25 protein-coding genes and 1 pseudogene are annotated in these 20,896 nt (G+C 60.4%); 15 read left to right on the top strand and 11 right to left on the bottom strand.

Annotated elements, in window-relative coordinates:
- Both ACP7E0_RS33825 and ACP7E0_RS33830 read left to right on the top strand, forming a co-directional pair.
- The coding region (locus ACP7E0_RS33825) for a hypothetical protein (RefSeq protein ID WP_426131620.1) at positions 1–259 on the top strand (259 nt) is incomplete at its 5' end.
- A gap of 28 nt (positions 260–287) precedes the next feature.
- Positions 288–1,286 carry an NAD(P)H-quinone oxidoreductase gene (locus ACP7E0_RS33830; protein WP_426131622.1) on the top strand — a complete coding sequence of 333 codons (999 nt, stop codon included), beginning with the start codon at positions 288–290 and terminating at the stop codon, positions 1,284–1,286.
- A 292-nt stretch (positions 1,287–1,578) separates the two neighbouring features.
- On the opposite strand, the gene ACP7E0_RS33835 is transcribed toward ACP7E0_RS33830, so the two are convergent.
- The 3 genes from ACP7E0_RS33835 to ACP7E0_RS33845 all read right to left on the bottom strand — a co-directional run bounded on the left by ACP7E0_RS33835 (position 1,579) and on the right by ACP7E0_RS33845 (position 2,887).
- On the bottom strand, positions 1,579–1,656 hold the full coding sequence (locus ACP7E0_RS33835) for a type II toxin-antitoxin system RelE family toxin (protein ID WP_426131662.1): 78 nt from the start codon (positions 1,654–1,656) through the stop codon (positions 1,579–1,581).
- 171 nt (positions 1,657–1,827) lie between these two features.
- A complete protein-coding gene (gene relB, locus ACP7E0_RS33840) occupies positions 1,828–2,055 on the bottom strand; it encodes a type II toxin-antitoxin system RelB family antitoxin (RefSeq protein WP_426131624.1) in 228 nt (75 codons plus the stop codon).
- A gap of 94 nt (positions 2,056–2,149) precedes the next feature.
- The gene (locus tag ACP7E0_RS33845; RefSeq protein ID WP_426131625.1) at positions 2,150–2,887 is read right to left on the bottom strand and encodes a DUF3750 domain-containing protein; all 738 of its coding nucleotides are present in this window, start codon (positions 2,885–2,887) and stop codon (positions 2,150–2,152) included.
- A gap of 75 nt (positions 2,888–2,962) precedes the next feature.
- Here ACP7E0_RS33845 and ACP7E0_RS33850 point away from each other — a divergent pair, with 75 nt between their 5' ends.
- The 3 genes from ACP7E0_RS33850 to ACP7E0_RS33860 are packed head-to-tail and all read left to right on the top strand — an operon-like array spanning position 2,963 to position 4,586.
- Entirely contained in the window at positions 2,963–3,970 is a 1,008-nt protein-coding gene (locus ACP7E0_RS33850; RefSeq protein WP_426131627.1) for an asparaginase, read from the top strand.
- 42 nt (positions 3,971–4,012) lie between these two features.
- A complete protein-coding gene (locus ACP7E0_RS33855; RefSeq protein ID WP_426131629.1) occupies positions 4,013–4,294 on the top strand; it encodes a type II toxin-antitoxin system RelE/ParE family toxin in 282 nt (93 codons plus the stop codon).
- The gene (locus ACP7E0_RS33860; protein WP_426131631.1) at positions 4,269–4,586 is read left to right on the top strand and encodes a HigA family addiction module antitoxin; all 318 of its coding nucleotides are present in this window, start codon (positions 4,269–4,271) and stop codon (positions 4,584–4,586) included. Before ACP7E0_RS33855 ends, ACP7E0_RS33860 begins: the two co-directional genes overlap by 26 nt.
- 2 nt (positions 4,587–4,588) lie before the next feature.
- On the opposite strand, the gene ACP7E0_RS33865 is transcribed toward ACP7E0_RS33860, so the two are convergent.
- Positions 4,589–5,341: a DeoR/GlpR family DNA-binding transcription regulator gene (locus ACP7E0_RS33865; protein ID WP_426131633.1), complete on the bottom strand. Its 753-nt coding sequence runs from the start codon at positions 5,339–5,341 to the stop codon at positions 4,589–4,591.
- A gap of 100 nt (positions 5,342–5,441) precedes the next feature.
- On the opposite strand from ACP7E0_RS33865, the gene ACP7E0_RS33870 reads away from it, so the two are divergent.
- Positions 5,442–5,813: a DUF4406 domain-containing protein gene (locus tag ACP7E0_RS33870; protein WP_426131635.1), complete on the top strand. Its 372-nt coding sequence runs from the start codon at positions 5,442–5,444 to the stop codon at positions 5,811–5,813.
- A gap of 94 nt (positions 5,814–5,907) precedes the next feature.
- Positions 5,908–6,528: a glutathione S-transferase family protein gene (locus ACP7E0_RS33875; RefSeq protein WP_426131636.1), complete on the top strand. Its 621-nt coding sequence runs from the start codon at positions 5,908–5,910 to the stop codon at positions 6,526–6,528.
- A 2-nt stretch (positions 6,529–6,530) separates the two neighbouring features.
- Here the strand turns inward: ACP7E0_RS33875 and ACP7E0_RS33880 are convergent, their stop codons facing one another.
- Positions 6,531–6,887 (bottom strand): MmcQ/YjbR family DNA-binding protein, encoded by a 357-nt coding sequence (locus tag ACP7E0_RS33880; RefSeq protein ID WP_426131638.1) that lies wholly within the window; start codon positions 6,885–6,887, stop codon positions 6,531–6,533.
- Between the two features lie 68 nt (positions 6,888–6,955).
- Positions 6,956–7,183: a hypothetical protein gene (locus tag ACP7E0_RS33885; protein WP_426131639.1), complete on the bottom strand. Its 228-nt coding sequence runs from the start codon at positions 7,181–7,183 to the stop codon at positions 6,956–6,958.
- A 62-nt stretch (positions 7,184–7,245) separates the two neighbouring features.
- Between ACP7E0_RS33885 and ACP7E0_RS33890 the strand changes: the two genes are divergently transcribed.
- Positions 7,246–8,148, top strand: coding sequence for a LysR substrate-binding domain-containing protein (locus tag ACP7E0_RS33890; protein ID WP_426131641.1), 903 nt, complete (start codon positions 7,246–7,248; stop codon positions 8,146–8,148).
- Positions 8,149–8,151: 3 nt separating this feature from the next.
- Here the strand turns inward: ACP7E0_RS33890 and ACP7E0_RS33895 are convergent, their stop codons facing one another.
- Both ACP7E0_RS33895 and ACP7E0_RS33900 read right to left on the bottom strand, forming a co-directional pair.
- Positions 8,152–8,817, bottom strand: coding sequence for a glutathione S-transferase family protein (locus ACP7E0_RS33895; RefSeq protein ID WP_426131643.1), 666 nt, complete (start codon positions 8,815–8,817; stop codon positions 8,152–8,154).
- Positions 8,818–8,920: 103 nt separating this feature from the next.
- A complete protein-coding gene (locus ACP7E0_RS33900) occupies positions 8,921–10,279 on the bottom strand; it encodes a TIGR03808 family TAT-translocated repetitive protein (RefSeq protein WP_426131644.1) in 1,359 nt (452 codons plus the stop codon).
- Positions 10,280–10,626: 347 nt separating this feature from the next.
- Here ACP7E0_RS33900 and ACP7E0_RS33905 point away from each other — a divergent pair, with 347 nt between their 5' ends.
- Positions 10,627–12,819, top strand: coding sequence for a putative bifunctional diguanylate cyclase/phosphodiesterase (locus ACP7E0_RS33905; protein WP_426131664.1), 2,193 nt, complete (start codon positions 10,627–10,629; stop codon positions 12,817–12,819).
- Between the two features lie 198 nt (positions 12,820–13,017).
- The gene (locus tag ACP7E0_RS33910; RefSeq protein WP_426131646.1) at positions 13,018–13,806 is read left to right on the top strand and encodes a L,D-transpeptidase family protein; all 789 of its coding nucleotides are present in this window, start codon (positions 13,018–13,020) and stop codon (positions 13,804–13,806) included.
- Between the two features lie 318 nt (positions 13,807–14,124).
- On the opposite strand, the gene ACP7E0_RS33915 is transcribed toward ACP7E0_RS33910, so the two are convergent.
- Positions 14,125–14,610: a MarR family winged helix-turn-helix transcriptional regulator gene (locus ACP7E0_RS33915; protein WP_426131648.1), complete on the bottom strand. Its 486-nt coding sequence runs from the start codon at positions 14,608–14,610 to the stop codon at positions 14,125–14,127.
- Positions 14,611–14,742: 132 nt separating this feature from the next.
- On the opposite strand from ACP7E0_RS33915, the gene ACP7E0_RS33920 reads away from it, so the two are divergent.
- Entirely contained in the window at positions 14,743–15,165 is a 423-nt protein-coding gene (locus ACP7E0_RS33920; protein ID WP_426131650.1) for an organic hydroperoxide resistance protein, read from the top strand.
- Between the two features lie 168 nt (positions 15,166–15,333).
- The gene (locus tag ACP7E0_RS33925) at positions 15,334–16,077 is read left to right on the top strand and encodes a helix-turn-helix transcriptional regulator (RefSeq protein ID WP_426131652.1); all 744 of its coding nucleotides are present in this window, start codon (positions 15,334–15,336) and stop codon (positions 16,075–16,077) included.
- 88 nt (positions 16,078–16,165) lie between these two features.
- Here the strand turns inward: ACP7E0_RS33925 and ACP7E0_RS33930 are convergent, their stop codons facing one another.
- A complete protein-coding gene (locus ACP7E0_RS33930) occupies positions 16,166–17,722 on the bottom strand; it encodes a helicase HerA-like C-terminal domain-containing protein (protein ID WP_426131654.1) in 1,557 nt (518 codons plus the stop codon).
- Between the two features lie 285 nt (positions 17,723–18,007).
- Between ACP7E0_RS33930 and ACP7E0_RS33935 the strand changes: the two genes are divergently transcribed.
- Both ACP7E0_RS33935 and ACP7E0_RS33940 read left to right on the top strand, forming a co-directional pair.
- Entirely contained in the window at positions 18,008–18,406 is a 399-nt protein-coding gene (locus ACP7E0_RS33935) for a DUF2780 domain-containing protein (protein WP_426131656.1), read from the top strand.
- A 12-nt stretch (positions 18,407–18,418) separates the two neighbouring features.
- A complete protein-coding gene (locus ACP7E0_RS33940; RefSeq protein WP_426131658.1) occupies positions 18,419–18,790 on the top strand; it encodes a DUF4440 domain-containing protein in 372 nt (123 codons plus the stop codon).
- A gap of 11 nt (positions 18,791–18,801) precedes the next feature.
- Here ACP7E0_RS33940 and ACP7E0_RS33945 read toward each other — a convergent pair whose 3' ends face one another.
- Positions 18,802–19,971 carry an MFS transporter gene (locus ACP7E0_RS33945; protein WP_426131660.1) on the bottom strand — a complete coding sequence of 390 codons (1,170 nt, stop codon included), beginning with the start codon at positions 19,969–19,971 and terminating at the stop codon, positions 18,802–18,804.
- A 107-nt stretch (positions 19,972–20,078) separates the two neighbouring features.
- Here ACP7E0_RS33945 and ACP7E0_RS33950 point away from each other — a divergent pair.
- Positions 20,079–20,669 (top strand): annotated as a pseudogene (locus ACP7E0_RS33950) (hypothetical protein).
- The last annotated feature ends 227 nt before the right edge of the window (positions 20,670–20,896 follow it).

Here is a 20,896-nt window from a genome sequence, read left to right on the forward strand (position 1 = left end):
CCCTCGCACGCAAAATACTCGCCATCGCAAACGCAATCACGAGGGACAAAACAATTTTTTCACAAACGTAGAAACACAGTTGCCAGTCAGCTTCATTGAGCTGAAAGAGTCTTTTGACCTGACTGACGTCGGGTCGCTGGATCCCCGCCACAAGGGCGAGGAGGACGGAGAGTGGGGTGCCGCTTTCGTCAAATCATCATCTTCAGGGTTTTTCAGCAGTTTGAACCGCTTTGCCGTTTCAGCCCGGCGCGCTAGATAACCGGTCAGCACCGATCAAGGAGAATACCGTGACCCTGCCGAGCGAAATGACCTATGTCGATCTGCCGTCCCCCGGCGGCCCGGAAAAGATGATTTTGGCAAGCGGGCCATTGCCGGATCTGAAACCCGGCGACATTCTGATCCGTGTCGAGGCCGCAGGCGTCAACCGCCCCGATGTGCTGCAGCGGCTCGGCAACTATCCGCCGCCGCCGGGCGCAAGCCCGATCCTGGGGCTGGAAGTCGCCGGTGAAGTGGTGGCCATGGGCGAGGGGGCCGAAGGCTTTGTCGTCGGCGACAAGGTCTGCGGCCTTGCCAATGGCGGCGGTTATGCCGAATTCTGCGCGCTGCCAGCAACGCAGGCGATGCCCTGGCCGAAAGGCTATGATGCGGCGCGCGCGGCGGCGTTGCCGGAAACCTTCTTCACCGTCTGGGCCAATGTCTTCCAGATGGCCGATCTGGTCGAAGGCGAAAAAATCCTCATCCATGGCGGTTCCAGCGGCATCGGCACGACCGCCATCCAGCTTGCCCGCGCCTTTGGCGCCGAGGTCTTTGTGACTGCCGGAAGCAAGGACAAGTGCGACGCCTGCGTATCGCTGGGTGCCAAGCGGGCGATCAACTACCGCGAGGAGGATTTCAAGTCGGTGATCCTCGAGGAAACCGGCGGACGCGGCGTCGATGTCATTCTCGATATGGTCGGCGCTCCCTATTTCGACCGCAACATCGCTTCGCTTGCCAAAGACGGCCGCCTGTCGATCATCGCCTTCCTCGGCGGCGCCACCGTCGAAAAGGCCAACATCGCCGCCATTCTTGGCAAGCGTCTGCACATCATGGGCTCCGCCATGCGGCCGCGCACGGCGGTCGAGAAGGAATCGATCCGCGACGATCTGGAGGACAATGTCTGGCCGTTGCTGGAAGACGGCGACATCGCGCCGGTGATGCACGCGATCGTGCCGTTGACGCAGGTCGCCGAAGCGCATCGTTTGATGGAAGCCGGCGATCATATCGGCAAGATCGTCATGACGTTCTAAAGTCTAAAACAGGGGCTCTTGCAATCGGCAAGAATCGGATTACCTTTACTTCATCATCAATTGAACGAAAGGAAGGTGATCCAGTGTCTAATGAGATTTTAAACCTCGTAACGGGCATGGGAGTTGTAGTGATCGGAACGAGGCAGCCCTCGTTTTGAACCAACCTTCCTGCGGGTCGTGTCTCTGAGAAGATACGGTCCGGGCTCCTTACCTGGCCAAAACTCATGGAGGGCCGCTGTGAAGCGGCCCTTTTTGTTTGTCTGCTGCAATGTCTCCGGGATTGTGTTTCGCCTTACCGGTAGATTTCCCGGCGATTTCCAACGTCGAGAACCAGCATGATCAATTTCTCATCCTTGATTTCGCATAACAGACGATAGTCACCGACGCGGTAGCTCCATTAATGCTTGAGCGGGCCGGTCAACTGTTTGCCGAGTTGACGCGGATTGTCAGTTGCAGCAAGCCTGTCTGAAAGAAAGGAAAGGACGCGAATTGCGGCTTGTTTGTCCAGATTGTTGATGTTTTTCGCGCTCTTGCCGTGATTTCAATCGTCCAGGCCAAGGTCTTTCCTTACCTCGGCCAGGGAGTAAACGGCTTCGTCTCCGTTTCGAACGCGCTCGGCGATTTTTGCGGCGAGATTGCAGTCTTCTATGTCCTCGAGGCCTTGCTTGATGAACTGATGGACATGAAATTCCTTGCTTTGCCCCGTTTCGCGGGCAAGCTGTTCCAGTTGCTTTTCATCAGCGTCAGAAAGGCGAATTGAAAGCGTCATTGGATTGCTCCGGACATATCTTGTCTTCTCTTAGCATAAATCGAGGCCTCGTTTGAGAGTTGTCTCCCACTTGAGGATTGAGCTTGCTCTTTTTTCAGACCCCGAACCGCCCCAGCGCCGGTATCTTCACCGCCGGGTGCATCACATCGATCCCCGCGACCAGTCCCATGAAATGCACTTCGAAACCGCTGCGAACACCAGCCGAAATACCCAGCAGCCCGTAGAGCGTCGCGTGCATATCCATTCCGTCGGCATCGACCGAAAACAGCTTGCCCTCCGGCAGATAGTCACGGCCGACGGCATCCGGCGGCAGCACGGCGCCAAGTTCCGGCACCGAGCGCAGCACATGGGCGACGAACGTATTGGAGTTTGGTCCCGGCCAGATCCGGTAGCCACCGGGCTTCGAATAGGGGTAGGACTGGATCGCCTGCTCGATCTTCGGGATGAGGCGCGTGGCTTGGTCGCCCTTGACGCTGACGACCAGGTTCGGGGTGTTCGAATACCAGCGCGCATCGGCCGGATAACCGTTGCGGCGGATCGGCGAGCCCCAGCCGACCTTGTCGTAGCGGTTATAGGTCGTGTCGCCCTTTCCCTTGGTGACGATCCAGGAATGGCTGGCGACCGCACCTTTCATGCCGCCTGTCGTGGCCGAAAAGATGTAGATCGCCGCGTCCTGGTCATCGCCCGGTTTGGGCAGGATATGGGCCGACGTCCAGTCCGCTTCCCGCCAGTTGACGGGCCTTTCCTTGACATACCACCAGCCGGCGGAGGCGAGCGCCGGCACGAGATAGACGAACAGGATGGCAAGAAACAACCGTCGAACAAATTTCATAGGCAGGCCCGGGTTTTGCGTTGCTTTGTCTTCGTCTAAAGACAGGGGAGAAGTTGGATTTTTGAGGGCACAACCATGTCGAACCCGGTTCTTGTTGAAGTCACGCGCGGTAATCTGGTCGAAAGCCGCCATCGCGGCATGGTGATCGTTGTCGATGGCGACGGCAAGACGGTGTTTTCGCTCGGCGATACCGATGCCGGCGTCTTTCCACGTTCGGCCTGCAAGGCCATGCAGGCGCTGCCGTTGATGGAAACCGGTGCCGCCGATGCTTACGGTTTCGACAAGCGGGCCTTGGCGCTGGCCTGTTCCTCGCACAATGGCGAGCCGGAACATGTGGCGCTGGCAGCCGAGATGCTGGCGGCAGTGGGCAGGGACGTTTCGACGCTGGAATGCGGCGCCCACTGGTCGATCAATCAGGATACCATCGTTAGCCAGGCGCGCTTGCTGGAACACCCGACGGCACTGCACAACAACTGCTCCGGCAAACATGCCGGTTTCATCTGCGCCTGCTGCCATGGCGGCGAGGAGCCTGCAGGCTACGTCACTTACGATCATCCGTTGCAGCGCGAAATCCGCGGCGTCATGGAAAACCTGACAGGTACGGTGCTTGCCCACGACAATTGCGGCACCGATGGCTGCTCGATCCCGACTTACGCCGTCCCCTTGAAGGGCCTTGCCCACGGCTTTGCCAAGATGACAACCGGCAACGGCCTGGAGCCGCTGCGTGCCAAGGCTTCCAAGCGCCTTATCGAAGCCTGCATGGCCGAACCCTTTTATGTCGCCGGCAGCAGGCGCGCCTGCACAAGGCTGATGCAGACGGCACCCGGCCGTATCTTTGCCAAGACCGGGGCCGAAGGCGTGTTCTGCGCCGCCATTCCGGAAAAGGGCATCGCCATTGCGCTGAAATGCGAGGACGGCACTACCCGCGCCGCCGAAGCCATGATCGCCGCCACGCTCGCCCGCTTCTTCACCGACGAGCCGGAATTGCACCAAAGCCTGATGGCACAAGCCAACCATGCGATGAGAAATTGGAACGGCATCCACGTCGGCGATGTCAGGGTGACCGGCGCTTTTGCGGCTTGATCGCATTCTTGAAAACCATAACGCGATGCGTTATGGTTGGTCATGATCAAGAGTTTTGCTGACCGTGAAACCGAAAGTATCTGGAGCGGTCGGCGCAGTCGCAGGCTGCCTGGTGAAATTCAGGTGATCGCGCTGCGGAAGCTGCGATTGATCAACGCTGCTAACAGTGTGAATGACTTGCGCATTCCTCCGAGAAACCGGCTTGAAATGCTGAAGGGCAATCGCTCGGGGCAGTATTCTATACCGGTCAATGATCAGTGGCGCATCTGTTTTACATGGCAGGAAGGTGAGGCAAACAATGTCGAAATTACAGACTATCATTGACGGCGATCTGCTCCCCAATCCACATCCGGGCGAAATCCTGTTGCAGGACTTTCTGCTGCCGATGGCGTTGAGCCAGAATGGCCTTGCCCGTGCCATTCATGTGCCGCCGCGCCGCATCAATGAAATCGTGCTTGGAAAGCGGATCGTGACGGCCGATACCGACCTGCGGCTTGCCCGCTATTTTGGACTGTCCGAAGGGTTTTTCCTGCGGTTGCAGGCGGATCACGACATCATGGAGACGCGGCGGGATCTGGGCAGTGAACTGGATCGTATCACGCCAAGAGCCGCCTGATCTCACGCCTCGATGATCCGCAGCGCTTTCTGCCTGTAGGGCGCGCTGGTCTCCGGTGCCATGCCAAGGGGCATGATCAGGGCTGCCATGTCCTCTATGCCTGTAATGTGATGCGGCGAGACGGCGTCAAATTTTTCCTTAGTCAGCAGTGTCACCGTTTCTGACGAACGGGCGGCGATGGCGCGCTTGATGGCGGCTTCCTCATAATCGCCGGTCGAAAGGCCGTGCGCCGGATGGATGGCCGTGGCGCCGAGGAAGAAGATGTCGGGCCGCAGCATGCCGATTGCCGCAAGGGCCGCAGCGCCCGTTGAAACCATCGAGTGCCTGTAGAGCCTGCCGCCGATCAGGATGACCTCGGCCCGGTGCTTTTCCAGAAGTGCAGCGATCGCCGGGCTATGCGTTGCGATTGTCAGGTTCATCTCGCGCGGTAGGGCGCGCACCAGTTCGGCATTGGTCGTGCCGCCGTCGATGAAGATCAACTGTCCCGCGCGCACCAGTTCGGCCGCCTTGCGCCCCAGCCGTTTCTTGACGTCGGTGGACATCGTCTGGCGGGTTTCGAGATCCGGCAGCGGTGGCGTCACCGGCAGCGCGCCGCCATGCACCCGCTTCAGCAGGCCGGCTGCCGCCATGTCGCGCAAATCCCGCCGGATCGTGTCTTCCGAGAGGTCAAGTTCCTGCGCCAGTTCGCCGGCAACGATCTGCCCGTCGCTGGCCAGTCGTGACGAGATCAGTGCCCGCCGTTGGGAAGTCAGCATTCCAATCTCCAAATCATTCTTGACTATACACGATATTGCATGATTTATCATGAAATATCCAGAATAATCTGGAATTATCGTGCAAATTATGGAGAAGATCATGCTGATTTTGATTGCTGGCCCCTATAGATCCGGCACCGGCGACGACGCTGAAAAGATGGCTGCAAACCTCAAGCGTCTGGAAGCGCCGTCGCATGCGCTGTTTCAGGCAGGCCATGTGCCGATGATCGGCGAATGGGTGGCGCTGCCGATCTGGCATGCGGCAGGTGGCCGTGAGGTTGGCGATGACCTCTACGAGCAGATTTTCCACCCGGTCGCCGGGCGGCTTCTGCAACTGTGCGAGGCTGTTCTGCGTCTGCCGGGCGAGAGCAAGGGGGCCGACAATGATGTGCGGATCGCCCGCGAGCGCGGCATTCCGGTCTATTCCCGGCTGGAAGATGTGCCGGGTTGTGCCGTGACCACGCCAGCGTGATCACTGGCAAATGACTGGCGAACATTCGGCGCGGTTGATATGTTCCGCGCCGGAACATGCCGGCCTGCCGCCGGTGGATAGATGGAGAGCCTGCATGTTGAAGCTTTATTTTTCGCCCGGAAGCTGCTCGCAGGCATCTCATATCGCCCTTGAGGAAGCCGGCGCAGCCTATGAGGCTGAAAGGATCGATTTCGGCAAGCAGCAGCAGCGTTCTGCCGAATTTTTGCGCGTCAATCCCAAGGGGCGCGTTCCCGCGTTGGTAACGGATCGTGGCGTCATCACCGAATCCCCGGCCATCCTCGCCTATATCGGCCAGAGATTTGCAGACACGCCGATCGGCGCCCCGCAGGATTCGTTCGAGTTTGCGCGCATCCAGTCCTTCAATGCCTATCTCTGCTCGACCGTGCATGTGGCGCATGCACACAAGCGCCGCGGAAGCCGCTGGGCCGATGATCCTGCAGTGATCGAGGCCATGACGCTGAAGGTGGCCAGCAATATGAGCGACTGTTTCGAGCTGATTGAAAACACCATGTTTTCCGGTCCCTGGGTCATGGGTGAGACCTACTCGATCGCCGATCCCTACCTGTTTACCTTTACCAGCTGGCTGGAAGGCGATGGGGTTGATCCCAGGCGTTTTCCGAAAGTCTACGAACACAGCCAGCGCATGACTGAGCGTCCAGCAGTGAAAAAGGTTCTGTCCGTCGCTGCCGTTTAAGGCTAAGGCGTCGAGAAACTTGCGGCAAGGCGCTTCGGCGCCTTCTGCCGCCAGGCAGCGATCAGCCGTTGCGTCAAATCCCGGTCGCCGATGACATCGAGACGAACCAGCATGGCCGGCCAGCCCTTGTAATGATCGGTTTCGAAATAGAATTCGGGCGCCAACTCGATCAGCATGGCCTTTTCCTCAAGCGCGCACATGACGACAAGAATGCCCGCCTCCTTGATGCGCACGAACATCTTGCCGCGCACCTGAAGCGCCGGCGTTCCGTAGGACGTTCCCGGCCCAACTTCGGGAAGGCCCGCCGCTGTAGCGAGCCGCGTTACCCGCTCGAAATCCGTTTCCTGATTGCCGGTCATGATCTTGCCCGCTGAGACAGATCACTGTCGGCCGAAACGGCACACGGTTCAAGCCCTCCGGGCAAGGCTCACGCCTGGCATGCCTCGCAGGGCAGCTTCGGCGACAACCGCACGGTATTGCCCGGAAACGGCAGGTCGCCCAGTTCGCGCGTATCCATCCGGGCAATGTCCGGGTGGCGCAACGGGTCGCGGCTCCAGTTTGCCGGTGTGTCATCGTCTGCGGCGGCGGGAAGCAGCTGGTTGAGTATCGAGAAAATCTTCAACATGGCATCACCATCCTTCTTCGATGTTCCCATGATCCTCCTTGTTCTCCGCAATTTCAATTGAGATTGCGGCGCGATGGATATAGAAAAACTATATGAAGGATCTGAACAGCATTCATCTGAATGGATTGCGGGCGGTCGAGGTTGCCGGGCGCCTCGGCTCGCTGCAGGCGGCGGCCGGCGAGCTTGGCGTCACCATCGGTGCCGTCAGCCAGCAGATCATCAAGACCGAGAAACAGCTTGGCCGCGTCCTTTTCGAGCGCAGCCCGCGCGGCCTGGTGGCCACGCCATTCGGCGAAAGTTTTCTGCCCCGCCTGACCGCTGGCTTCGAAACGCTGGATCAGGCTGTCGCCTCGGCAAAGCGGCGGGACGAGACGATCCTGACCATTTCGGTCGCCCCGGTTTTTGCAGCGCGGTGGCTGGTGCACCGTCTGGATCTTTTTACCGAAAAACACCCCGATATCCGCCTGCGCATCGATGCGACGACGGCGCTGGTCAATCTGGAAAGCGCCGGCGTCGATATCGGCATCCGCGTCGGCGCTGGCGATTGGCCGGGCGTCAAGGCCGAGCTTCTGTTGGCTCAGGAGGTCTTTCCCGTCTGTTCACCCGCCATTGCAGAAAAACTGAAGGAGCCGGCGGACATTCTGAAAATCCCGGCCGTCATCGATGGCCATTCCACCCTCAGCTGGGAGATGTGGCTGCGCGAGGTGGGGCTATCGGGAAAGCAGATGGTGACGCGGCATATCTTCAACGATGCCTCTCTCTGTCTCGATGCGGCGATTGCCGGGCAGGGGGTGATGCTGGCATGGCAGACACTGGCGGCCTATTCCCTGATCGAGAAGCGGCTGGTCATGCCTTTCCCCCTGCGAGCGACAACGGGGTTCGCGCATTATTTCGTCACGCCGCCCTCGCGCCGCGAAACCAAGACGGTCACTGCCTTCAAGCAATGGGTGCGTGACGAAATCGCCCAGAGCATGCGGCGTCTGGGGTTCGGATAGGCGTCAGGCGGCCTGCACCTCCTTGCGCCGCCCGGCCATCATTGCCTCGAACGCCGGCCGTGCATGGCAGCGGCCAAGCCAGGCTTTCACAGCGGGATATCTGTCGAAAAGATAGGTCTCGCTCATCGCATAGCGCAGCACTTCCGCCAGATTGAGATCGGCGACGGTGAAGCGGTTGCCGACCACATAGTCCTGGGTCTGCAAATGCTGTTCCAGTCGCGCCAGCGGCCGCTCGAGCCCCTTCACGCAGGCCTCGATCAGTGCCTTGCCGGCCGGGGTGTTTTGCTGCTCGTTGTCATAGGTCAGCACGATCTTCACCGTATGCGGCTCAACCTCGGTTGCCGCCCACAAGGTCCATGCGGTCATTTCGCCCTCTTCGCGCACGTTTGCTCCGGCCAGCGGGCCGCCGTGTTTGCGGGCGAGATAGAGATTGTTGGCAAGCGATTCCGCCAGCACCAGTCCGTCATCCTCGATCGCCGGGATCAGCCCCATCGGGTTGACGGCCAGGAAGGAGGGCGACTTTGTATTGAGCCGGGCATCGGTGGCAAGCGGATCGGCAAGCAGCCTCGCCTGGATCACCGGCACCGACTGGAAGGGAATGCCGAGCTCCTCCGCCATCCAGTAGTTGCGCGAGGCGCGCGAGCAGTAAACTCCGTAGATCGTCAGCATGTCTGTTCCCCTTGGCTGAATTTCGCCGCACGCTATGTCAAGTGAGCCGGGGCTTGAAGCGCAGAGCGTTGATATCAGCCATGAAATGTTTTGATGTGACGGCTCAGGCCAGCCGATTGCCGGTGAGGGTCAGATGCGCGAAGGCCTCGCTTCCGCCTGCGAGCAGATCGCGGGTGGATTTTTCATTCCAGCGATAACCCAGGATAGCGCCGTCCTTGACGTCCTGAAACAGGTTGTTGGCGATCAGCGCCGTGCCGGCCCCCTCGACCACCGTGACGGCGCAGCCGGAGCCGGCACCGCGCACCAGATTGCCGGTTGCGACGATGCTGCGCATATAGGGTCCCCAGCCGAGCATCAGCCCCCATTTCGGGGCGTTCTCGATGACGTTGCCCGAAATCACCGTGTCCGCCTCCGCCGCAATACCGAAGCCGAAACCGGCACCATCGTGAACATATGGACCATCGAGATGCAGGTTGCGGATGATGTTGCCGCTGACGGTTGCCAGCCTGCCGCCCTCGTCGAAATTGACGATCAGGATGCCGTTGGCGGCGCCATCGACCAGATTGCCGGAGACGATCGCGCCCTGAAAGCCGAATTCGGAATAAATCGCCGTCTCGCCGGAGCGCAGGCACTGGTTGTTGGAAATCTGCACATTGGTGGCAGCGTTAGCGCGGATGGCGGAAAAGGCGCAGTCGGAGATGTGATTGTCCATGACCATCACATTCCCAGCGCGAAAAATATTGATGCCGTTGCCGTTTTCGCCGGTGCCGCCATCCTTTGCGGCAATCTTGAACACGCGGTTACCGCTCACCATCGTGCCGTCTTCGCCCGCCTCCCAGCGATGCACCAGAATGCCGCCATTGCCGCAATCGAACACCGTGTTGGTGGTAATCGCCAGCCGTTCGCTTTCCACCGCGTAAATGCCGGAAAAGGCCGCCTGCGAAACACTGTTGCCGGTGATCCGGCCGCCGCAGCGCTCGGCATGGATGCAATGCTTGGATGCGCCGGTAATCGTGCAGTTGTCGATGGTGAGATCGGCGATGCCGCGCAGGTTGAAAAGCCCTTGCACATCGTCCCCCAGCGCTCTGCCGCCGCCATCCAGCACAAGGTCCGAGAGGGTGAGCTTGGTCAGAGTTTCACCGGAGATAAAGCGGCCGCCACCCGCATGGATTAGCCGGGTGCGGCCAGGGACGCCGCTGAGCCATAGGTTGTCGGGTAGTGAGATCCCCGACAGATGGTAATCCCCCGCGGGTAAAAAGACCGGCAATCCCTTTTCCGCAGCCTCCCGGAAGAGCCGGTTGATCGCCTTGCTTTGATCCCCGGTCTTGCCGGGTCCGACCCCATATCCGGAAATGTCGATGGTGCCGCGCAGGCCGGTCTGCGCCGGTTTGAGGGGCGCTGCGATGGCTGTTGTACAGGCAATGGAGGCGATCGAAGACAGGAGCAGACGTCTGGTGAGCATGGCGAATCCTTTCCGCGCTGCAAGCATAGACCATGCCAGGGCGGGATGTGCCGGAATGAAACGGCGAACCCCCGTATTTGCGCCCTCTTTGGTTGAGTTGAGGAGAGATTCCGTCCGGTATGCGTTTATTTTAGCAAGTTGTCTTTAGGGAAGAATAACTTCTGGCTGGTAGAAAACGAGCGGGGAACAAGGAAAAGACGGCTCGAACGGTGCATCCGTCCTTGGAGGCTTGCGTGACCAAGAATTTAGACCGCTATCGAAGCGACAGCGGAGCAAAAATTGCCAGCAACGACGACACGCAGCGATTGATCGCAGCAAGCCAGCGGCTTGCAGCAGAGGTCTCGCGCATGTTTGGCCCGGAACCCGACATCGCCGATCGCCATTACTGGCTCGAGACGATGATGAATCATATTCCCGACTATATCTATGCCAAGGATCTCGAAGGCCGCTTTCTTGTTGCCAATCGGGCAACCGTCACGGAAAACGGCTTTCGCGAAGCCCATGAGATCGTCGGCAAGACCGACTACGATATCCACACGCTGGATAATGCGCGCCATTTCGAACAGGCCGAGCGCCGGGTGATCGAAACCGGCGAGCCGATATTCGGTATCGAGGAGCTGAATGCGGTCAGCAAGGACGAACGCTGGCTGATGACGTCGAAGGTGCCGCTGCGCGACAAGCAGGGGAGAACCATCGGTATTGTCGGCATTTCGCGCGATATCACTGATCGCAAGCGGGCAGAACGCCTTCTTCTCGGCCAGGCTCGCCTTTTGGAGCTGATTGCCACCAGCACACCGCTCTCCGACTTCTTCAATGAGCTGATCCTGATGATCGAGGCGCATCTGCCTGGCATTATCGGCTCGATCCTGCTTTTGTCCCCCGACCGGAGACATCTTTTGACAGGGGCTGCCCCCGGACTTGACGATGCCTATTGCACGGCGATCCACGGCATCGCGATTGGACCCAAGGTCGGATCCTGCGGCACTGCAGCCTTTCGCGGCGAGCCGGTGTTCGTCGGCGATATCCAGTCCGATCCCTTATGGCAAGACTATGCCGATATGGTGCGGCCATTCGGATACCGGTCCTGCTGGTCCATGCCGATCCTGTCCTATCAGGGGCATGTGCTCGGCACCTTTGCCCTCTATTCGCATCAGCCGGGAATGCCGTCGGCAGAGCAGATCGATCTCATTTCGATGGCGGCGCATCTGGCGGGCATTGCCATCGAGCGGCGGCAATCGGAAGAGCGCATCCAGTTCATGGCGCATCACGACGCCCTGACGGGTCTGCCGAACCGGGCACTGTTCGACGAGCGCGTCGCCAGTGCCCTTGAGCAGGCCCGTCTGACCGGCCAGTGGGTGGCGCTGGCCTTCCTCGATCTCGACAATTTCAAGCTGATAAATGACACGCTTGGACATCACGCCGGGGATGAACTTCTGCGCGTCGTCGCCGGCCGGATGCTGGCCTGCGTGCGCAAGTCGGACATGATCGTACGGGTCGGCGGCGACGAGTTCATCATTCTGCTCAACGGTCTCCCGCCCGAAAACGCGGTGGTGCTGTCCCGTCTTGAGGCGATCCGCGCAGCGATCGGTGCACCTGTGGTGTTGGCCGGTCGCAGTCTGCAGGTCAGCTGTTCGATGGGTGTCGTCTGTTACCCCGAACATGGCGAGATCGCGACCGAACTTCTGGCCAATGCCGATTCCGCGATGTACAGGGCCAAGGAGGTCGGCCGCAACAATCTGCAGGTGTTCGACGCCCAGATGGCGGCCAAGGCGCATGAGAGCTTGCGGCGTCACGAGGAACTGCGCGATGCGGTCGTGCGCGGCGAATTCGTGCTGCACTATCAGCCCCAGATGAACCTGAAGACGGGCAGGATTTTTGCCGCGGAATCGCTGCTGCGCTGGCAGCACCCCGAGCGCGGGATGATTTCGCCGGGCGAATTCATCCCGCTGGCCGAGGAAACCGGGCTGATCGTACCCATCGGCGAATGGGTGCTGAACGAGGCCTGCCGCCAGAACAAGGCCTGGCAGGATGCCGGCCTGCCGCCGATTGTCGTCAGCGTCAACGTGTCCGCCCGTCAGTTCAAGGAACGCAACTGGGTGTCGAAGGTCGCCGAAGCGCTGGAGGAAAGCGGACTGGAAGCCTGTTATCTCGAGCTGGAATTGACCGAGAGCCTGATCATGCAGGATGTCGCCTCGGCCGTTGCGACCATGCACGAGCTGGAAGCGCTCGGCGTCCATCTCGCCATCGATGATTTCGGGACCGGCTATTCCAGCTTGAGCGCGCTGAAAAGCTTTCCGGTGCGCCGCCTGAAGATAGACCGGTCGTTCGTCCAGGATATTCCGGGAGATGCCGATGACCGGGCGATTACCGGTGCCATCATTTCGCTGGCGCAGAAACTGCAGATGCAGGTGATTGCCGAAGGGGTGGAAACCCAGGCGCAGGTCGATTTCCTGGCGGCGAGCGGCTGCGACGATATTCAGGGCTATTTCATCAGCCGGCCGGTCGCCGCTGCCGCATTTGTATCTTTTCTGGCTGGGTAAGTTCGACTGCTTCTGTGTCGTTTTTGCATCGCTTGCCTGACCTCGCGCAGTCGTGATGGCCCGCAGGGGCCACAAGCCCCGATCCAGCCGCAATTGCCATACTTGTGGCAAGAGACCGGTATTTGCTGCCGGGATAGACTGCTGCGCGGATGTAAGCCGCGTCTTCGCCATATGCGTCAACGGAAAATACAGAGTTCAATGACCCTCTCAAAAGCTCTCTCCCGCCGGCAGTTTCTCAATATGTCCGGGCTTGCGGTCGCGTCCGCTGGCCTTGCAAGCTGCACGTCGTCGATGAACACCGATCGCTTCCGCGCCGAAACAGCACCTTATTTTCGCGATCCTTCGACAGAGGGCCGTTTTGCCGACCCGCGTTATGGCGCCGAACTTGAAGGTCCGGTCGGCGACGGCATGACCCCGACGGGTCTGCCGCTGCAATCGTCCTACTACACCGAGATGTACGGCCCCAAATTCGACGGCGGATTCAATATACCGGCGGTGCCCTACCAGCAGATCGATGCCCGCTTCTATCGCCAGCAGGTCGACAATACGTTCGGCGAGAAGCCGGGCACGATCATCGTCGATACCGGCGAGCGCTTCCTCTATCTCATCCTGTCCAATGGGTCGGCGATGCGCTACGGCGTTGGCATCGGCCGTGAAGGCTTTGCCTGGTCGGGCAGGGGCGTCCTCCAGTGGAAGCAGAAATGGCCACGCTGGAAGCCACCGAACGAGATGGTCGCCCGCCAGCCGCATCTGGAAAAATACTCCATTGCCAATGGCGGCATGGCACCCGGTCTGGACAACCCGCTCGGTGCGCGGGCGATGTATATCTTCCAGAATGGCGAGGATACGCTCTACCGTCTGCATGGATCGCCGGAATGGCAGTCGATCGGCAAGGCCGTATCATCCGGCTGCGTCCGCCTGATCAACCAGGACGTCATGGACCTCTATGACCGCGTGCGCGACAAGGCGCCTATCCTGGTGATCTGAAGGAGCTATCTGAAAAGGCCCGCTGACTGAAAGGCGGGCTCGGCTTGCTGACAAAGTCATTTTCTGACCATTTCGCAGGTCACTTAGGAAACATTACGCTTGCCAATTTCCCCGTCATTCCTGTGCCTGTCACAGGAATCCAGACAGCTCAAGTCTTTGAGCTGAAAGAGTCTTTTGACCCGACGGACGTCGGGTCACTGGATCTCCGCCACAAGGGCGAGGAAGACGGAGAGTGGGGTACCGCTCTCGTCCGATATTCGCATTTAGGGTTTGCCGGCAGTCTGAGCCCGCCCACGCGTCCGGCACCCATCGGGCATCCTAGTCCCCGGAGGGCTGATTTTCACCAAGATGATTGCTGAGGCCATGGAGTGCTGAACGCAGGGCTGCGGCTTCCTCCATGCTGCATCCCGTTGCCTTGCCGATTTCCGTCAGGATGCCGAAAGCGTCGGTCTTCAGTGCTACGCCTTTCGGCGTCAGCGTGATGATTACCTGGCGTTCGTCGCTCTTGTCGCGGATACGGCTGACGAAGCCGGCGATTTCCAGCCGCTTGAGCAACGGCGAGAGCGTGCCTGAATCCAGCCCCAGTTCTTCGCCTATTCCCTTCACCGTCATCCTGTCCCTCTGCCACAGCGCCAGAAGCACCAGATACTGCGGATAGGTCAGACCGAACCGGTCGAGCAGAGGCTTGTAGGTCCGGTTGAAGGCATGCGCCACCGAATAGACGGCAAAGCAAAGCTGCTGGCCGAGCGCCAGGGCATCGCCGTCTTTCATGTCGTCCTTACGCGTGTCACTATCCTTGGCCATAATCGGCATTCTTGCAGTTTCAGGGGTATTTTGCAATTTGCAAAATTATATTGCGTCCAATTAAATTTTGCGCTATTGAAAATCCGGACAGCATATAGCCCCGCAATCAACCGCTGAACCAAGGAGACAGACATGCCCATTCTCTACACAACCAAGGCATCCGCAACCGGTGGCCGCGCCGGCCACGCCGTGAGTGAAAACGGTGTTCTCGATGTGACGCTGACCGTTCCGAAGGAACTCGGCGGCGATGGTGCGACCGGCACCAATCCCGAGCAGCTTTTCGCGGCCGGCTATTCCGCCTGCTTCCTCGGCGCGCTCAAGTTCGTTGCCGGCAAGGAAAAGGTGAAGATCCCGGACGACGCGACTGTGACCGCAACCGTCGGCATCGGCCCGCGCGAAGACGGCACGGGTTTCTACATCAACCCGTCCATCTCGGTGAACCTGCCGGGCATCGACCGCGAAACCGGCGAAAAGCTCGTTGCCGCCGCCCATATCGTCTGCCCCTACAGCCATGCGCTGCGCACCTCTACGGAAGTTTCGGCAACGCTCGCCTGATGCTTCGTCTGATCTGATCAGAAGCCCGGCGGAGCGATCCGCTGGGCTTTTGCTTGTGCGTGGCTTGCTCGGCTCTGTATGAAATCCAAATTCGGGCTTGTAAAAGGGCCGCCTTTACTCTTGATTGGTTGCATTAGTCTTCTCTGTAGCAACATAGGGTAAAGACGCATGGACATGCTGATCGGCGATGTCGAGGCTGATGATATATTTGCTGCAATCGACGAAGTCCTGCGGGCAAGTACCGCGAAGGCGTGTATTGCGGTTTTCCGCGCCACGCTCGACCGTTGCGGCATTGATACGTTTGCCAGCGGCGAAGTCGATCTGAGGTTCCGTTCGCGATCCGTCTTTCATGTTATCGGCTGGCCGGAAGACTGGCGAAACTATTATTTCAGCTCCGGTCTCGTCCATCGCGATCCGCTTGTCGGCGCGCTGGAACATCGGATCAGCCCGTTCACCTGGATGGAACTGCGGGCCGATCGGACCTTGCCACAGGTCGGTACCCAGGCTTTGGAGCGGGCGGGCGAAGCTGGCTGGAAGGACGGCCTCGTCGTGCCGCTGCCACGCGGCGGCGGTCACCGGGTCGGCATTGTCAGCCTTGTCGCCAGAAAGTCGCGCGTTACCGGGGCTCAGAAGCGGTACTTGCCGGCCTTGTGCATCTGTTTTCACGAACGGCTGCGCGGCCTCGTCGCCGCCCACAGCCTGCCGGTCGCACCGGCAGGGCTGACCTCGCGCGAATTCGACTGTCTGCAACTGGTGGCAAAAGGCATGTCCGACCGGCAGATCGCAGCCGAGTTGAACATTGCCGTCTCGACGGCGCACGAACATGTCGAACACGCCCGCAAACGGTTTGAGGCGTCCACCCGCGCCGAACTCGCGGCGGCGGCCGTGTCGCTTGGGGTTATCCACTTTTGACGGCTCGCGCCGCCGAGCGCAGGGCATGCCGAAACCAAAACGGCGGCTCCATCCGGGGCCGCCATTCTATTTCAAACCTGTACGGCTGCTACCGCCTCAGGCTTCCGAGAATCCCGCGTACCAACGCCCGGCCGAGCGAGGAAGCGACCGTGCGGGCAACGGATTTCATCGCTGCCTCGGCCACGCTTTCGCGCTGGTAGCTGGCGCGGGGTTTCGGTTTGGGCTGGGCCGGTGCTGCATCATCGTCGCCGAAGCCGGGCAGGGTCCAGCGGCTGCCGCCGGGGGCTGCCGGCGGTGGGGCTTCTGAGGCCTCGCGGCTTTCCTCGGCCTGCCGGGTCGATTTGGCGGCGCGCTGGGCCAAGAGCTCATAGGCGGATTCCCGGTCGACATCCTTGTCATATTGGCCAGCCACCGGACTGATGCTCATGACATTGGCGCGCTCGGCCTCTGTCAGCGGACCGGCGCGGCTGGACGGCGGGCGGATCAGCGTGCGCTCGACCATCGAGGGCGAACCCTTGCCTTCGAGCGTCGAGACCAGCGCTTCGCCGGTGCCCAGGTTGGTGATGACAGTGGCGCAGTCGAAATCCGGATTGGGGCGGAAGGTGTCGGCCGCCGTCTTCACGGCCTTCTGCTCGCGTGGCGTATAGGCGCGTAGCGCATGTTGGATGCGGTTGCCGAGCTGGGCTAGAACCGTTTCCGGCACGTCGAGTGGGTTCTGGGTGACGAAATAGACGCCGACGCCCTTGGAGCGGATCAGCCGGACGACCTGCTCGATACGTTCAAGCAGAACCTTCGGCGCATCGTTGAAGAGCAAGTGCGCCTCGTCGAAGAAGAACACCAGCTTCGGCTTGTCGGGATCGCCGATCTCGGGCAGTTCCTCGAACAGTTCCGACATCAGCCAGAGCAGGAACGTGCCGTAGAGGCGCGGGTTCATCATCAGCTTGTCGGCGGCCAGCACCGAGATGGCACCACGGCCATCGCGGGTGGTGCGCATGATGTCGGAGACCTTGAGCGCCGGTTCGCCGAAAAAATTCTTGGCGCCCTGTTGCTCGAGGATCAGAAGTTCGCGCTGGATGGAGCCGACCGAGGCCTTGGAGATCAGGCCGTATTTGCTCGAAAGTGCTGAGGCATTCTCGGCCATATAGTTGAGCATCGCCTGGAAATCCTTGAGATCCAGGAGCGGCAGGCCACCTTCGTCGGCGATCTTGAAGGCGATGTTGATGACACCTTCCTGGGCGTCGGAGGCGCTCATCAACCGGGAAAGCAAGAGCGGCCCCATCTCCGACATCGTGGTCCGCACCCGGTGGCCTTTTTCGCCATAGAGATCCCAGAAAATCACCGGGAATTCCTGGAAGGCGAAATCGGTAAAGCCGATCTGCTCGGCCCGCTTGGTCACCCAGTCCTTGGGCTCGCCGATGGCGCCGATGCCGGACAGGTCGCCCTTCACGTCGGCGCAGAACACCGGCACGCCGGCATTGGAGAAGCTTTCCGCCAGAATCTGCAGCGTCACCGTCTTGCCGGTGCCGGTGGCGCCGGTGATCAACCCGTGGCGGTTGCCGAATTTGAAATCCAGATATTCGCCCTTGTTGATCGTGTCGTCCGGTTTCCGGCTGGTGCCGATATAGAGCTTCCCGTCCTCAAGCATATGGGCCTTGTCTCCGTTTCGCCAATGAAAGCCGACGGTTCGCCGGCCTTCATCACATTGTTTTCCCATGCCTGTTATAGGAGGAGTGCCTTTCACCGGCAACAGAAGGATTGCCATGTAAAAAACGGCTTTTGCGCGCTGGATGGCCGCATTGTAATTGCCAAGAAGGCATGAAACGATCATTGCGTTCTCGCGCTGTGGATACTCGTTCCGAACCGCGCTTGAGTTTCAATTCGAGATAATTTACCTTGACGTTCACGTCAATTAAATGAGGAGAATCACCCAATGAACGAACTGGTCACACGCGTCGCCGAAAATGTCGGCATTGACCCGGCAACGGCTGAAAAGGCCATCGGCATGATGCTGGGCTTCCTGCAGCGCGAAGCCGCTGACGGCCCGGTCGCCAAGATGATCGAAGCGATTCCGGGCGCCGACGAGATGGTCGCGAAGTTCAACGGCGAAGGCTCCGGCGGCGGCGGTGGCCTGCTTGGCGGCCTGCTGAACGCAGTCGGCGCCGGTGGCGGCGTCATGGCGCTCGGCCAACAGCTGATGTCGCAGGGGCTCGGCATGGGCGAAATTACCGCCCTTGCCAAGGAAACCATCGGCTACGCCAAGGAAAAGGCCGGCGCCGAAGTGGTCGATGAAGTCGTCGCCTCGGTTCCTGGCCTCAGCCAGTTCGTCTGATATCGTCAAGGAATGGACGATACGTCCGATAGCGACCTGGCCGCGCACTTGAGGCAACTGGAGGAACGTCTCCACGACCCGCAGGTGCGCGGTTCTGCATTTTTGACCGGCGAACTGCTGGACGAGGATTTCAGCGAGTTTGGTAGTTCCGGACAGGCCTATGGCCGCGCCGATACCATCGCCGCGTTGGTGGCCGAAGCAGGGCAGGCCGGGCCACCCGTAAGCTCGGAAAACTACCAGCTGAAACGTCTGTCGGAGACCGTGGCGCTCCTTACCTATGAAACCGCAACTGAAGAACGGCGTGTGCTGCGGTTATCGATCTGGCGCCGTACGAACAGCGAATGGCGCTTGGCCTTCCATCAGGGAACCCCGATGAAAAAGTGAGCCGGCGAGGCTCATGCCCCCTTCGGCCGCCTGGCGAGCGACAGGAACAGCGTGAAAATCACCAGGATCAACCCGACGCTGATCGGCGCTGCGGATGGACCAAACAGGTCCATGATCGATCCCGTCGCGCCCGAGCCCAAGCCGCTGCCGACGGCATAGGCCAGCGCGAAGGCGGCACTGCCTGCCACCAGCATGCTGCCGCGATACTGTTCTCCAAGCATGGTCAGCGCGCAGGTATAGAGCGAGAAGCTTGCAGCGCCGATCAGCGCAAAATCGGCCAGAATGGCAATTGGCGAGGTCAGGAACGGTATGATCAGGAAGGCGATGGCGCCGATCCCGCCCATGGCGATCGCCACGCGCCGGCGCGGCAGCCGGTCGAGCAGCACGCCGATGAAAGGCTGGGCCAAGGCCGTCGGCAGGGCCAGAACCGTGACGCTGAGCGCTGCAAAGGCCTGCGAATGGCCGGTCTTGACGAAATAGACCGGCATTACCGAAATCGCCGCGATATCCGAAAACCCGAAGGCAAGGACCATGGCGATCAGCACCGGCGCCTTGCGCAGGAAGCTGAACACGTCGCGGGTGGAGGAAGCCTCCGGTGTCGTGCGGGTCGAGAGCGTCAACAGGGCGGTGGCGAAGGCGACGAGCGCCACATAGACGGCGGTCAGCGCGAACCCGAAGCCGCCTTCCGTTCCCATCAGCGGAATGACCAGCGGCCCGGCGGCAAAACCGCCGCAAATGCCAGCGCCATAAAGGCCGGAAACCCGGCCGCGCAGCCGGTCGGGGCAGGCCGAGTTCATCCAGGCCTCGCTGAGCATGAAGATCAGGCTGGCGAAGAAGCCGAGGAGAAACCGGGCGAGGAACCAGACCGGCAGCGAGGCTGTCGCTGCAAACGTCGCAAGGCAGATCGAGCAGCCGGCAAGGCTGAGGATGATTAGCTTGTCGGTGCGCAGCCGTGCCGTCAACTGGCCGATCATCAGCGTCGAGGTGGCAAGGCCGAGCGCGAAACTGACCGCATTGAAGCCGATCATCGCGGGCGTCACGCCACGGCTTTCCAGCGTCAGCGAGATCAGCGGATAGGTGATCCCCTGCGCCACCGAAAAGGCCGACGCACCCAAAATGACGGCAATGATGGCCGCCCAGTCGGGCATGAAATCGGTGATCGTCGTCTGGTGGGCCTGCATGAAAAATCCCCTCCGCCGCCCGCGTGCACGGCGCACGCCTCTTTATCCGATCCGCGGGTGATTTGAAATGCTCGCAGGTCGGCTTTGCAACAGACTTTCGGCCGGACATCGCTGGCGAAAAGCTGATCGCGTCGGTCGTCAATATCCACACGGCAAACGCGGCCGACAGCATCCGCGTGCGCGGAACCATCGAAAGCGTCAGCGATACGGCGCTCGTTATCAAGAGGGGGGAAGGGACCGACCAGACCATCATGCTCAAGCCGGACTGGAATGTTTCCGGCGTCGCCAAGGCGTCGATCGTGGATATCAAGACCGGTGATTATGTCGGCATCGCCTCGCTGCCCAAGGCGGAAGGCGGCGATGGCGCGCTGGAAGTGCTGATCTTTCCCGCCGCGATGAAGGGAACGGGCGAGGGCAGCCATCCCTGGGACCTGAAGCCCAACAGCTCCATGACCAATGCCACCGTTGCCGATGCGGTCTAATCCGTCGAGGGGCGCACCGTCACGGTGAAATTCCAGGGCTAGGAAAAGACGATCGACATCCCCGCGGCAACGCCAATCTTCACTTTAGCGCAAGCCACGAAGGCCGACCTGAAGCCGGGAGCGACTGTCTTCGTGCCCTACGAGAAAGCCACTGACGGCACCGTCTCCACCGCGCGTGTCGTGGTCGGTACCAACGGCGTCGTTCCGCCGATGTGACCGGAAACCCGGCCGCGTTAACGCAGCAAGGTTCAGACTGCCGACAAACCCTGGAAATTGCTTATCTAGGGAGAGCGGCACCTCACTTTCCGTCATGCTCGCCCTTGGGGCGGGAATCCAGCCACGGCGCTTCCGCGCCCGTGAATGGACTCTCCCACGCAACTGCCAAGAGAGTCCTGCGCGCCGCCGACGCGGCGCACTGGCAACTGTGTTTCTACGTTTGTGAA

This window comes from Pararhizobium sp. PWRC1-1 (genome assembly GCF_049897905.1).
Taxonomy (GTDB): Bacteria; Pseudomonadota; Alphaproteobacteria; order Rhizobiales; family Rhizobiaceae; genus Pararhizobium.

What these genes read in the sequence shown, in the direction of transcription:
- relB (WP_426131624.1), bottom strand. Translation starts at nt 2,055, where the DNA reads ATGACGCTTTCAATTCGCCTTTCTGACGCTGATGAAAAGCAACTGGAA.
- ACP7E0_RS33845 (WP_426131625.1), bottom strand. Translation starts at nt 2,887, where the DNA reads ATGAAATTTGTTCGACGGTTGTTTCTTGCCATCCTGTTCGTCTATCTC.
- ACP7E0_RS33850 (WP_426131627.1), top strand. Translation starts at nt 2,963, where the DNA reads ATGTCGAACCCGGTTCTTGTTGAAGTCACGCGCGGTAATCTGGTCGAA.
- ACP7E0_RS33855 (WP_426131629.1), top strand. Translation starts at nt 4,013, where the DNA reads ATGATCAAGAGTTTTGCTGACCGTGAAACCGAAAGTATCTGGAGCGGT.
- ACP7E0_RS33860 (WP_426131631.1), top strand. Translation starts at nt 4,269, where the DNA reads ATGTCGAAATTACAGACTATCATTGACGGCGATCTGCTCCCCAATCCA.
- ACP7E0_RS33865 (WP_426131633.1), bottom strand. Translation starts at nt 5,341, where the DNA reads ATGCTGACTTCCCAACGGCGGGCACTGATCTCGTCACGACTGGCCAGC.
- ACP7E0_RS33870 (WP_426131635.1), top strand. Translation starts at nt 5,442, where the DNA reads ATGCTGATTTTGATTGCTGGCCCCTATAGATCCGGCACCGGCGACGAC.
- ACP7E0_RS33875 (WP_426131636.1), top strand. Translation starts at nt 5,908, where the DNA reads ATGTTGAAGCTTTATTTTTCGCCCGGAAGCTGCTCGCAGGCATCTCAT.
- ACP7E0_RS33880 (WP_426131638.1), bottom strand. Translation starts at nt 6,887, where the DNA reads ATGACCGGCAATCAGGAAACGGATTTCGAGCGGGTAACGCGGCTCGCT.
- ACP7E0_RS33885 (WP_426131639.1), bottom strand. Translation starts at nt 7,183, where the DNA reads ATGGGAACATCGAAGAAGGATGGTGATGCCATGTTGAAGATTTTCTCG.
- ACP7E0_RS33890 (WP_426131641.1), top strand. Translation starts at nt 7,246, where the DNA reads ATGAAGGATCTGAACAGCATTCATCTGAATGGATTGCGGGCGGTCGAG.
- ACP7E0_RS33895 (WP_426131643.1), bottom strand. Translation starts at nt 8,817, where the DNA reads ATGCTGACGATCTACGGAGTTTACTGCTCGCGCGCCTCGCGCAACTAC.
- ACP7E0_RS33900 (WP_426131644.1), bottom strand. Translation starts at nt 10,279, where the DNA reads ATGCTCACCAGACGTCTGCTCCTGTCTTCGATCGCCTCCATTGCCTGT.
- ACP7E0_RS33905 (WP_426131664.1), top strand. Translation starts at nt 10,627, where the DNA reads ATGTTTGGCCCGGAACCCGACATCGCCGATCGCCATTACTGGCTCGAG.
- ACP7E0_RS33910 (WP_426131646.1), top strand. Translation starts at nt 13,018, where the DNA reads ATGACCCTCTCAAAAGCTCTCTCCCGCCGGCAGTTTCTCAATATGTCC.
- ACP7E0_RS33915 (WP_426131648.1), bottom strand. Translation starts at nt 14,610, where the DNA reads ATGGCCAAGGATAGTGACACGCGTAAGGACGACATGAAAGACGGCGAT.
- ACP7E0_RS33920 (WP_426131650.1), top strand. Translation starts at nt 14,743, where the DNA reads ATGCCCATTCTCTACACAACCAAGGCATCCGCAACCGGTGGCCGCGCC.
- ACP7E0_RS33925 (WP_426131652.1), top strand. Translation starts at nt 15,334, where the DNA reads ATGGACATGCTGATCGGCGATGTCGAGGCTGATGATATATTTGCTGCA.
- ACP7E0_RS33930 (WP_426131654.1), bottom strand. Translation starts at nt 17,722, where the DNA reads ATGCTTGAGGACGGGAAGCTCTATATCGGCACCAGCCGGAAACCGGAC.
- ACP7E0_RS33935 (WP_426131656.1), top strand. Translation starts at nt 18,008, where the DNA reads ATGAACGAACTGGTCACACGCGTCGCCGAAAATGTCGGCATTGACCCG.
- ACP7E0_RS33940 (WP_426131658.1), top strand. Translation starts at nt 18,419, where the DNA reads ATGGACGATACGTCCGATAGCGACCTGGCCGCGCACTTGAGGCAACTG.
- ACP7E0_RS33945 (WP_426131660.1), bottom strand. Translation starts at nt 19,971, where the DNA reads ATGCAGGCCCACCAGACGACGATCACCGATTTCATGCCCGACTGGGCG.